The sequence below is a fragment of the Micromonospora craterilacus genome, from assembly GCF_003236315.1.
GTDB classification, from domain to species: domain Bacteria; phylum Actinomycetota; class Actinomycetes; order Mycobacteriales; family Micromonosporaceae; genus Micromonospora; species Micromonospora craterilacus.
This window is the reverse complement of record NZ_POTY01000231.1, coordinates 1-11,143: the sequence shown is the minus strand read 5'-3', so window position 1 is coordinate 11,143 and position 11,143 is coordinate 1. Positions and strand designations below refer to the sequence as shown.

Sequence of the window (11,143 nt, the reverse complement as noted above, 5' to 3'; positions counted from 1 at the left end):
GGGTGGGTCAGGGCGGTGGAGACCGCGGCGGCTACCGCGGCCACGCCGGTGGCGTCGGTGACCGCGAAGTGGTCTCCGGGCACCTGCCGGCGGGTCGCCACGGCACCGTCGGGCAGCCGGTCGCCCAGCGGCACCAAGTAGCCGCCGGCCGCGCCGCCCAGCGCGGTCTGCGCCTCCAGCAGGTGCACGGTGAGCCCCGGCGCCGCCGGCACCTCGTACCGGACCAGCGCCCGGGTGTGCGCGGCGAAGACCCCGAACAGCCGCTCGGCCGCGTCCAACCCCAGCGACGCCAGCTCCGGCCGGCTGCCGACCACACCACGCCAGGCGGCGCGCAGCGCCCCCTCACCAGCGCCCCCATCGCCTGCCGGCTGGTCGGCCGCCGGTTGGCCGGCCCTCGGCTGGTTGCCTGGCTGGTCTGCCGGCGGGTTGGCCGGCTGGTTACCCGGTTGGCCGGCCGTCGGCTGGTCGGCCGGCGGGTTGGCCCGCTTGTTACCGGGCTGGTCGGCCGTCGGCTGGTAGCCCGGCTGGTCGGCCGTCGGATGGTTGGCCGGGTTGTTGGCCCGCTGGTCGCCCGGCTGGCCGGCCGCTGGCCTGTCGGCCGCTGGCTGGCTGTCCAGCAGGTCGGCCGACGTCTCGCCGCGCGTCACGTCGGTCAGGAACGCGCGGACCAGCTCGGTCGGGCCCGGATCGTCGGGGGCGTCGGCCGGGCCGACCCACGGGTCGATCAGCACGGCCGTGCAGGGCACACCGGAGTCGGTGAGCTGTCGGCCCATCTCGTACGCCAGGACCGCCCCGAGTGACCAGCCGACCAGCCGCACCGGACCCGCTGGCAGCGCGGCGCGTAGGTCGTCGAGGTAACTGCGGGCCAGCTCGGTCAGGGTCGGCGGCACCGGGACCGCGCCGTCCAGTGCGGGTGACGCGACGCCGAGCACCGACCAGTCGTCGCGCAGCCGCTCGACCAGCTCGCGGTAGCAGAGCAGGTCGCCGCCGACGGGGTGGACCAGCACGATCGCGGGGCCGTCGCCGAGGGCCAGCGGCTGCACCGTCGACGCGGTTGCCGCACCGTCCCGGGTGTCCAGCAGCCGGGCCAGCGCGGCGACCGTGCGGTGCTGGTAGAGGGCGGCCAGCGGCAGCCGGCTGCCGAACTCCCGCTCGACGCGGTTCATCAGCTGTGCCGCCTGCAACGAGCTGCCGCCGAGGGCGAAGAACGCGTCGTCGATGCCGACCGCCGGCAGGTCGAGCAGCTCCGACCAGAGCGCGGCCAGCCGCCGCTGGGTGTCGTCCTGCGGGGCCCGGAACTCGCCGGTGGCCGGGGCGAGCCCGGCGGCTGCCGCGGTGAGCGCGGCCCGGTCCACCTTGCCGTTGCCGGTCAACGGCAACGCGGCCCGTACCTCGATCACCGGCGGCACCAGGTACCCGGGCAGCGTCCCACCCAGCGCGGCACGCAGCTCGTCGGCGAACTCCGGCCCCGCCGCCTCGGCGGCGAAGTCGGGCGGCGCCGCCTCGGCGGCGACGAAGGCGACCAGCGACGCGCCCCGCTCGCCACGGCGGGCGACCACCACAGCGTCGGCGACCCCGGGCTGCTCGACCAGGGCGGCCTCGATCTCGCCGAGTTCCACCCGGAAGCCGTTGATCTTCACCTGCGGGTCGTCGCGGCCGAGGAACTCGATCACCCCGTCCGGCCGGTACCGGCCCAGGTCGCCGGTGCGGTAGAGCCGCTCGCCGGTCACCGGGTGGGTGACGAACGCGGCGGCGGTCAGTTCGGGCGCGTGCAGGTAGCCGTCGGCGAGCCCCCGGCCGGCGATGTACAGGTCCCCGGGTACCCAGTCCGGCCGGTCGGCGAGCCGGGCGTCGAGCACGTGGAAGCGCTGGTTACGCAGCGGCCAGCCGTACGGGACGCTGGTCCAGTCCGACGGCACCCGGGCGGGCACGTCGAACCAGTTCGACCAGATCGACGCCTCGGTGGCCCCGCCCAGCGCCACGCATCGCGCGGCCGGCGCGATCTCGGCCAGCTCGCGGCCAAGCGGCAGCGGCACCCAGTCACCACTGACCATCGCCAGCCGCAGCCGGTGCGGCCGGTCCCGGTCGGCCGCCGCGCGGACGTAGTCGACGAACATCGCCAGGTAGGCGGGGACCGAGTTCCACACCGTCACCTCTGCCCGGCGTACCAGCTCGTGCAGGTGCACGACCTCACGGGCCTGCGCCGGATCGGGCACGACCACCGCACCACCGACGGCCAGCAGCCCGAACACGTCGTACACGGACAGGTCGAAGGTGAACTCCGAGACCGCCAGCACCCGGTCGGCGGCGGTGACCCCGAAGCGTTCGTTGACGTCCACGATGGTGTTGGCCGCGCTCTGGTGGCGGATCATCACGCCCTTCGGCGTGCCGGTGGTGCCGGAGGTGAAGATGACGTACGCCAGCGCCTCCGGCTCGTCGGCGGCCTCGGCGTCGGGCAGGTCGCCGGCCGGCAGGTCGGCCAGGCGGAACCGGACGGCATCGGTGGGGGCGCCGGCCAGGTCGTCGTCGGTGTGGCCGAGCACCGCGCGGACCCCGGCCCCGGTGAGGATCTGCGCCCGGCGCCGGGGCGGCCAGCCGGGGGAGACCGGCACGTAGCCGGCCCCGGTCATCAGCACGCCGAGCAGCGCGGCGATCTGGTCGACGCCCCGGTCGGCGACGACCGCGACCAGGTCGCCCGGGCCGCGTCCGGCGGCGCGCAGCGCGGCGGCCACCGTCCCGGCCCGCTCCCGCAGCTGCCGGTATGTCACGCCACCGGTCGGGGTGAGCACGGCCTCGGCGTCGGGGGTGCGGCGGGCCTGCGCCAGGAACATCCCGTGCAGGGTGCGTGGGGCCGTCTCGGCGGCGGTGTCGTTGACCCGGGCCCGTACCGCCAGCTGCCGGTCGGGGGTGAGCCGGTCGCCCCGGGTCGCCGTCCAGGCCGCGTCGTCGGTGGCCAGGTCGACCAGCAATCGCCGGTACGCGGCGAACATCTCGTCGACCAGGCCGGCCGGGTACAGACCGTCGGCGGTGTCCCAGCTGAACACCATCTCACCGGCCCGCATGAACACCTGGTGGTCGAAGGCCACCTGCGGGGTACGCACCATCGACTCGCGGCGCTGCCAGCCGAGCAGTTCCAGGAAGACCGGGTCGGTGTCGGAGCCGAGCCCGAGCATGCTGGTGAAGACCACCGGCATCCGGGCGCCGGAGACGGTGCCGGAGCGGCGGTTCAGCTCGCGGATCACCGACACGCCACTGAACGCGCCGTTGGCCATGTCGCGCAGCATCCGGGAGCGCAGGGCGGCGGCGTCGGCGGTGAAGTCGCTCTCCCCGGCCGCCGGCGAGCACTCCAGCAGCAGGGTGCTGGCGAAGCTGCCGATCAGCCGGGACACGTCCGGGTGCAGGTTGAGCCGCTCGCCGTACATGATGTTCACGGTGAACCGGGCCTGGCGGCTCCAGTGCCGCAGCACCCGGGCGAACGCGGCGGCGACGGCCATCGTCGGGGTGAGCCGGCGGCGGCGCAGCGCGGTGCTGAACGCGTCGGTCAGCTCCACCGGCAACGCGAAGGTGCGCCGCACCAGCGGGCCGTCGTGCCGCCCGCCCCGGCGCAGCGGCAGTTCCGGGGCGCCGGGCAGTTCGTCGAGCCGCTCGGTCCAGTAGCGGCGGGCCGCCGCGTACTCCGGGCCGTCGCGGCGCTGTTCCAGCTCCCGGCGGTACCGCTCGTAGCTGAAGTCCAACGGCGTGAGCGTGCCGCCGGCCAGCAGGGTACGCAGCTCTTGGGCGAACACCTCGCCGGACTGGCCGTCGAAGACCATCAGCCGGCCCGCCATCTGCACCAGGTACTCCGCGTCGTCGCACCAGACCACCATCCGGAAGGCGGCCGGGCCGGACAGCGGCGGACCGTCGCCGGACAGCTCGCGGCGGCTGGCGGCCAGCAGCGCCGCGCGTCGCTGCGGGGACTCGCCGCGCAACGACCGCACCCCGAGCGGCGACGGCGGGTCGTCCAGGATCCGCACCAGACCCGCCTCGTCGACGGCGCAGCGCAGCATCGGGTGCCGGCGGACGAGGGTACCCACGGCCGCGGCGAACGCGTCGGTGTCGAACGGCGGGCCGCCGTACTCCTCGTAGAACAGGGCGGGGCCGCCGAGCTGGAAGTCGCCCAGCTCGCCGATCAGGTAGGCCTGTTGCAGGTCGCTGAGTCCGAAGCCGGTTGCCGTGAGCTGGTCCATCGTGCTCCTCGCGGGGCGAAGGCGGCGGTCAGCCGACCGTGGGCTGTTCCCGTACGGCCGCGAGCAGTTCCGCGGGCGTCGGGCGGTCGAAGACCTCGAACAGCGGCAGCGAGACCCCGAACTCCTCGGCGACGTGGTGCACGAGGGCGGCGGCGGCCATCGAGTCGCCGTCGAGGTCGGTGAAGAAGTCGGAGCCGTCGGTGACCGACTGCTGGAAGATGAACTCCCAGACCTTGCGCATCCTCTGCAGGTCGTCCACGCCAGTCTCCTCGTCGCAGGTCAAGGGCTCACACGATGGCGCGCAGCGCGAGCCGGGCCAGCGGCGCCGCCCGGTCGATGCGGTGCTCGTAACGGTCGGCGCCGGTGGCGACCGCGCTGACGCCGCGTACGCCGATGAACCGCAGCGGCTCCGGCTCCCAGCGACGCGAGGCGTTGTCCACCCAGCACAGCCGGGTCTCCGGGCGGCTGACCCCGGCCACCAGGGCGGCCAGCGATCGGGCGGCCAGGTTGCTCAGGGCGATGCCTTCGCCGCCGTACCCGCCGGCGTGGCCCAGCCCGGTCTCGCGGTCGTAGACCACCTCGGGTTCGGTGTGCCGGTGCAGCCCGTACACCCCGCTCCAGCGGTGCGACACGGGCACGTCGGCCAGGTCGGGCAGCAGCTCGGCGAGGGTGCGGCGCAGCCGGTCGTACGCCCGCCGCCCGGCCGCCTCCCGGCGGTCGGTGGCGGAGCCGAACCGGTAGTAGGCGCCCCGCCCGCCGAGCACCAGCCGGTCGTCCTGGGTGCGTTGCAGGTAGCCGAACTGGTAGCGGGACTCGGCGACGGTCATGTGGTCGTCGAGGCCGATCCGCCGCCAGGTGCCGGCGTCCAGCGGCTCGGTGGCCAGCACGTACGAGTGCAGCGGCAGCACCCGGCGGGCGTGCCCGGCCAGGCGGGCGGTGTAGCCCTCGGTGGCGCACAGCACCGACCGGGCGCGGATCGTGCCGGAGTCGGTGACCAGCAGCCCGGGGGCGATCCGGGTGGCCCGGGTGTGCTCGACGACCCGGACCCCCCGGCGTTCCACCGCGGCGAGCAGGCCGCGGGCGATGCGGGCCGGCTGCACGGTGACGCAGTGCGGGGTGTACGCGGTGGCGCGCACGCCGGCCAGTCCGACCCGCTCGGCGGCCGGCGGGCCGACGGTCAGGGTGAGCCCGCCGATGCCGAGCCGGGCCCGCACGTCGTGCCAGCCGCGCAGCCGGTCGACCTGCGGGGCGCTGCGGGCCACGTAGAGGGAGCCGTCGTGCCGCCAGTGCGCGTCGATCCCCTCGGTGGTGAACACCCGGTGCAGCTCGTCCAGGGTGCGCTGACCGGCCCGGTACAGCCGCATCGCGGCCATCGGGCCGTGCCGGCGGACCAGGCTCATCAGCAGCGCGGGCATCTCCGCGGTGCACCAGCCGCCGTTGCGGCCGGAGGCGCCGAAGCCGGCCCGCCCGGCGTCGACCACCACCACCGACAGCTCGGGACGGAACGTGCTCAGGTAGTAGGCGGTCCACAGTCCGGTGTAGCCGGCGCCGACGATGGCCACGTCGGCGGTGGTGTCGCCGTCCAGCGGTGGCCGGGTGGCGAGCTGGTCGGCGGGCAGCCCGTCGAGCCAGAGCACCCCCTCGGTGCCGGTGGCCGGGGCGGTGAGCGGCGGGCGGGTCACGCCGCCGCCAGCTCGCGGGCCAGCGCCCGGCGGTCGATCTTGCCGACCGGGGTGTACGGCAGCTCGCCGGTGACGTGCAGCCGGTCGGGGAGTTTGAAGTCGGCCAGCCCGCGTTCGCGCAGGAAGTCGCGGACCTCGGCGAGGCTGGGCGGGGTGCCCCGGGCGACGATGACCGCGCAGCTCTTCTCGCCGAGTCGGGAGTCGGGCACCGGCACGAGGGCGGCGGTGCGGACCGCCGGGTGGGCCACCAGGTGCCCCTCGACCTCGTCGACGGAGACCTTCTCGCCGCCCCGGTTGACCACGTCCTTGATCCGGCCCACCACGACCAGCCGCCCGGCGGGGTCGCGGCGCACCAGGTCGCCGGTGCGCAGGAACCCGTCGGCGGTGAACACGGTGCGGTTGTGCTCGGGCACCGCGTAGTAGCCGCGCAGCGTGCACGGCCCGCGGGCCAGCAGCTCACCGACCTCGCCGGCCGGGACGTCACGGTCGGTGTCGTCCACCACCCGCAGCTCGTCGGCGGGGCTGAGCGGGGTGCCCTGGGTGGTGGCGGCGGCCTCGTCGCCGTCGCCGGGCCGGGTGAAGCAGAGCACGCCCTCGGCCATGCCGAACCAGTGGGTCAGGGTGGCGCCGGTGGCGGGTCGCACCTGGCGGGCCACCTCCGGGCTGAGCGTGGCGCCGCCCACCTCGATGATCAGCTTGGACAGGTCGGCGCCGAAGATGCCGGCGGTCTCCGTCCAGACCGGCAGCAGCGCCGGCATCAGCGTGGTCAGGGTGACCCGCTCGGCCGCGATCAGGGGGAACACCTCGTCCGGGGCGGGACTGGCGGCCAGCACGGCCCGCCCGCCGGCGCGCAGCGCCCCCAGCACCCCCGGGCAGCCGAGCGCCGCGTTGTGCGCCACCGGCAGCGCGGCGAGGTACGCGCCGTGCTCGTCGAAGCCCATCGCCTCGGCGGTGGCCCGCAGTTGGAAGGCGTAGTCGTCGTGGGTGCGCGGGATCAGCTTGGGCAGGCCGGTGGTGCCGCCGGAGAGCAGGAAGAACGCCACCTCCGACGGGTCGGGGGCGGGCAGCTGCACCGGGTCGGCGTCGACGTCGGCGAGCGCGGTCAGCTCCTGCGCCTCGCCGGCCACCAGGACGTGCTTGACCCCGGGCACCGTCTGACGGACGGCCCGGGCCAGGTCCCGGTGGTCGGTGCCGGCCACCACGTCGGGCACCACCAGGGCCACCGCGCCGGAGTACTCGGCGAGGTAGACCAGCTCGGCCCGGCGGTGGGCGGGCAGCGCGAGCACCGGCAGCGCGCCGATCCGGAAAAGCGCCACACACGTCACGACGAAGTCCGGGGTGTTCGGCAGCTGCACGACGACCCGGTCGCCGGGCCCGACACCGAGCCCGACCAGCCCGGCGGCCAGCCGGTCGGCGCGGGTGTCCAGCTCGGCGTAGCCGTACCGGCCGTGGCGGGTCACCACGGCGGTGCGGTCGGGGTCCCGGGCCGCCCAGGGACGTAGCAGGTCACCCAGCACCTCGCCGCGCCAGATGCCGTCGCGGCGGTAACGCCGGGCGACGTCGTCGGGCCAGGGGACGCATCCGGTCAGCATGGTCGGCCTCCAGGACGTACCGGACGGGGACTGCCTCCGCCCGGGGCGGACCCGACCGACGCTATGCGACGTGTCTTCTCACGCACAAGTGTCTGTCGCTTCTGTGTGTCGGCAAATCCTACATGCGTCATCTATCGTGAGCCTGCCCGGCCAACCCGACACGAGCGTGGGAGAAGACGATGCGGATAGTCGTGGACTACGACCGGTGTGACAGCCACGGGGTCTGCGCCGACAGCGCGCCCGAGGTGTTCGAGATCCGGGACGACGATTTCATGTACGTGCTGGTCGAGCAGCCGCCGGCGGCCCAGTTGCCGCAGGTGGAGACGGCCGTACGCGGCTGCCCCAAGCTCGCCCTGTCGCTGCGTGAGGAGTGAGGGCCGTGGCAGAGGCGGTCATCGTCGCCGCGGCGCGTACCCCGATCGGCCGGCGCGACGGGTGGCTCAGCGGACTGAAGGCGGTCGAGCTGCTGCGTACCGTGCAGCGGGAGGTGCTCGACCGGGTCGGCCTGCCACCGTCGGAGGTGGACCAGATCATCGGCGGCTGCGTCACCCAGGTCGGCGAGCAGAGCCTCAACGTGACCCGGAACGCCTGGTTGAGCACCGGGTTGGACCCGGAGGTGGCCTGCACCACCGTGGACGTGTCCTGCGGCTCGGCGCAGCAGGCCAACCACCTGGTCGCCGCGCTGATCACCGCCGGCGTGATCGACGTGGGCATCGCCTGTGGGGTGGAGTCGATGTCCCGGGTGCCGGTGGGCACCAACCTCTACCAGGGCCCCGGGCACTACAAGACGGACGACTACCCGTGGGACGACCCGCCGAAGGCCCAGTTCGGCGGGGCGGAACGGATCGCCGCCAAGTACGGCGTGGACCGGGCCGCCGCCGACGCGTACGGGGTGCGTTCCCAGCAACGCGCGGCGCGGGCCTGGGCGCAGGGGCGCTTCGACGCCGAGGTCGTCGCCGTACGCGCGCCCGACGGCGCCGGCGGCAGCGTCGAGGTGGCCCGGGACCAGGGCCTGCGCGAGACCACCCCGAAAGGCCTGGCCGCCCTGCGGCCCACCATCGACGGTGGCGTGCACACCGCCGGCACCACCTCGCAGATCTCCGACGGCGCGGCGGCCGTCCTGTGGATGTCGGCCGAACGGGCCGCCGCGCTGGGGCTGCGTCCGCGGGCCCGGATGCTGCACCAGGTCGTCACCGGATCCGACCCGTACCTGCTGCTGGAGGGGCCGGTGGTGGCCACCCGCAAGATCCTCGACCGGGCCAAGATGCGGCTGTCCGACATCGACCTGGCCGAGGTCAACGAGGCGTTCGCGGCCGTCGTGCTCGGCTGGACGGCCGCCCATGACGCCGATCCGGACCGGGTCAACGTCAACGGCGGCGCGATCGCGCTGGGGCACCCGCTGGGTGCCTCCGGCACCCGGCTGCTGGTCAGCGCCCTGCACGAGCTGGAACGCACCGACCGGGAACTGGCCCTGGTGACCATGTGCTGCGGTGGGGCGCTGGGCACCGCGTCGATCCTGCAAAGGATGTGAGCCGGATGGACGGCACGGAGCTGTACCGCGACGCCGGTGACTTCTATCGCGAGGCCCGCGACGACCTGGCCGGGCCGCTGCACGGGGTCCGGGTGCTGGACGTGACGAAGGTGTGGTCCGGTCCGTTGACCAGCGCGATCCTGGCTGATCTGGGTGCCGACGTGATCCGGGTGGAGCTGCCGCACGGCCGCGACGGCGAGGTGCCGCCCCGGATCCCGGGCACCGGGCTGTCCTGGTTCCGGCAGACGGTCAACCGCAACAAGCGCAGCGTCGGGCTCGACCTGCGGGAGCCGTCGGGCCGGGAGACGTTCCTGCGGCTGGTCGGCACCGCCGACGTGGTGGTGGAGAACTACCGACCGGGCACCCTCGACGGGTGGGGGGTGGGCTGGGCGCAGTGCCGCGCCATCCGTCCCGACCTGGTCTTCGTCTCCATCTCCGGCTGGGGCCAGTACGGCGCCCGGCGGGCCGAGGCGGCGTACGACCCGATCGTGCAGGCGGCCAGCGGGTGGATGTCGCTCAACGGCGACCCCGACGGCGGCCCGGTACGCGCGCCGACGTTCCTCGCCGACGAGCTGGCCGGCCTGCACGGCGCGATCGGCGCGCTGGCCGCCCTGTGGCACCGCCGTTGCACCGGCGAGGGACAGCACGTCGACGTGGCGATGTTCGACGCCATGCTCGCCGGCGGCGCCGGCCTGCACACCCTGGCCGCGGCCGGGCGGCCACCGGCGCGCTGGGGCAACCAGACCGACTTCGTGGTGCCCGCCAACGTCTACGACTGCGCCGACGGGCAGGTCTACCTCGCCGTCGCGCTGGACCGGCACTGGCGGGCACTTGCCGAGGCGATGGACCGCCCGGACCTGGCCCGCGCCCCGGGGTTCGCCCGCGCGGCCGACCGGTTGGCCAACCGGGCCGAGGTGGACGCCGTGGTCGCCGGCTGGTGCGCCGCCCGGCCCGCCGACGTCGCGGTCGCGGCGCTGGTCGACCGGGGCCTGACCGTCTCCCGGGTGCGCACGGTGGCGGAGGTGGTCGCCGATCCGCACGTGGCGCAGCGGTCGATGCTGCAACCCACCGTGCTCAGCGACGGCAGCACCGCCCCGATCGTCGGGCCGGCGGCGAAGTTCTCCCGTACCCCGACCCGGGTCCGCCAGGGCGCGCCGGCGCCCGGTCAGCACACCGCGCAGGTGCTCGCCGAGCTCGGTGCGGTGCCCGCCGGAACGGCAAAGCAAACATACGACACCGCTTGCTGATCGCGGTACCGATGGGTCAGTATGTTGGCGCGGGAAAGATACAACACACCCGCCAGTGACGTGTCGTGTTGCGTCCAGTCGGCAGGCGTCCGACAGGGGAGGTTGGCTTGACCACTCAGCTCCGAGCTCTGGTGACCGGCGTCTCGCGGGGCATCGGCCGGGCCACGGCGCTCCGGCTGGCCGAGCAGGGCTACGCGGTGGCCGGTTGCTACAGCAGCGCCAGCGAGGCGGCGGCCAAGACCCGGGCGGAGGTGGCGGCCTTCGGGGTGCCGGTGCACTTCGCACCCTGCGACGTGGCCGACCTGGCCGCCGTGGAGGAATTCGTCGGGGCCGCCGAGGACGCGATCGGCCCGATCGACTGCCTGGTCAACAACGCCGGCATCACCCGCGACAGCCCGCTGGTGCTGTCCACCGAGGCGGACTGGCAGGCGGTGCTGTCCACAAACCTCACCGGCACCTGGAACTTCTGCCGGGCGGTGACCTTCCGGTTCATGAAGCGCCGCGCCGGGGTGGTGGTCAACATGTCCTCGGTGGCCGGCGTCTACGGCAACACCGGCCAGACCGCGTACGCGGCCAGCAAGGCCGGCATCATCGGGCTGAGCCGGTCGCTGGCCAAGGAGACCGCCCGGTACGGCATCCGGGTCAACGTGGTCGCCCCGGGCTTCATCGAGACCGACATGACCGACGCGCTCTCCGGGAAGCTGCGCGAACAGGCCCTCGGGCAGATCCCGCTGGGCCGGTTCGGTCGCCCCGAGGACGTCGCCGACCTGGTCGCCTTCCTCTGCTCGGCGCGCGCCGGCTACGTCACCGGTCAGGTCTTCCAGGTCGACGGGGGCATCACGCTGTGAGCGCCCCCGCCCCGGCC

Annotated in this window: 8 protein-coding genes; 4 read left to right on the top strand and 4 right to left on the bottom strand. The window is 74.6% G+C overall.

Annotated elements, in window-relative coordinates; translation table 11 throughout:
• The 4 genes from C1I95_RS27215 to C1I95_RS27200 all read right to left on the bottom strand — a co-directional run.
• The coding region (locus tag C1I95_RS27215; RefSeq protein ID WP_199523927.1) for a non-ribosomal peptide synthetase at positions 1-4,226 on the bottom strand (4,226 nt) is incomplete at its 3' end.
• Positions 4,227-4,254: 28 nt separating this feature from the next.
• Positions 4,255-4,485 (bottom strand): acyl carrier protein, encoded by a 231-nt coding sequence (locus C1I95_RS27210; protein ID WP_111217979.1) that lies wholly within the window; start codon positions 4,483-4,485, stop codon positions 4,255-4,257.
• Between the two features lie 28 nt (positions 4,486-4,513).
• Positions 4,514-5,908 carry an NAD(P)/FAD-dependent oxidoreductase gene (locus C1I95_RS27205; RefSeq protein WP_111217978.1) on the bottom strand — a complete coding sequence of 465 codons (1,395 nt, stop codon included), beginning with the start codon at positions 5,906-5,908 and terminating at the stop codon, positions 4,514-4,516.
• Positions 5,905-7,500, bottom strand: coding sequence for a (2,3-dihydroxybenzoyl)adenylate synthase (locus C1I95_RS27200; protein ID WP_111217977.1), 1,596 nt, complete (start codon positions 7,498-7,500; stop codon positions 5,905-5,907). The genes C1I95_RS27205 and C1I95_RS27200 overlap by 4 nt, the downstream gene beginning before the upstream one ends.
• Before the next feature lie 179 nt (positions 7,501-7,679).
• Between C1I95_RS27200 and C1I95_RS27195 the strand changes: the two genes are divergently transcribed.
• The 4 genes from C1I95_RS27195 (at position 7,680) to fabG (ending at position 11,126) form a co-directional block, all read left to right on the top strand.
• Complete coding sequence (locus tag C1I95_RS27195; RefSeq protein WP_111217976.1) at positions 7,680-7,874, top strand: ferredoxin; 195 nt, start codon at positions 7,680-7,682, stop codon at positions 7,872-7,874.
• A gap of 5 nt (positions 7,875-7,879) precedes the next feature.
• The gene (locus tag C1I95_RS27190; protein WP_111217975.1) at positions 7,880-9,031 is read left to right on the top strand and encodes a steroid 3-ketoacyl-CoA thiolase; all 1,152 of its coding nucleotides are present in this window, start codon (positions 7,880-7,882) and stop codon (positions 9,029-9,031) included.
• 5 nt (positions 9,032-9,036) lie between these two features.
• Complete coding sequence (locus C1I95_RS27185; RefSeq protein WP_111217974.1) at positions 9,037-10,278, top strand: CaiB/BaiF CoA transferase family protein; 1,242 nt, start codon at positions 9,037-9,039, stop codon at positions 10,276-10,278.
• A gap of 107 nt (positions 10,279-10,385) precedes the next feature.
• Positions 10,386-11,126 (top strand): 3-oxoacyl-[acyl-carrier-protein] reductase, encoded by a 741-nt coding sequence (fabG, locus tag C1I95_RS27180; protein ID WP_111217973.1) that lies wholly within the window; start codon positions 10,386-10,388, stop codon positions 11,124-11,126.
• The last annotated feature ends 17 nt before the right edge of the window (positions 11,127-11,143 follow it).

What these genes read in the sequence shown, in the direction of transcription:
- C1I95_RS27200 (WP_111217977.1), bottom strand. Translation starts at nt 7,500, where the DNA reads ATGCTGACCGGATGCGTCCCCTGGCCCGACGACGTCGCCCGGCGTTAC.
- C1I95_RS27195 (WP_111217976.1), top strand. Translation starts at nt 7,680, where the DNA reads ATGCGGATAGTCGTGGACTACGACCGGTGTGACAGCCACGGGGTCTGC.
- C1I95_RS27185 (WP_111217974.1), top strand. Translation starts at nt 9,037, where the DNA reads ATGGACGGCACGGAGCTGTACCGCGACGCCGGTGACTTCTATCGCGAG.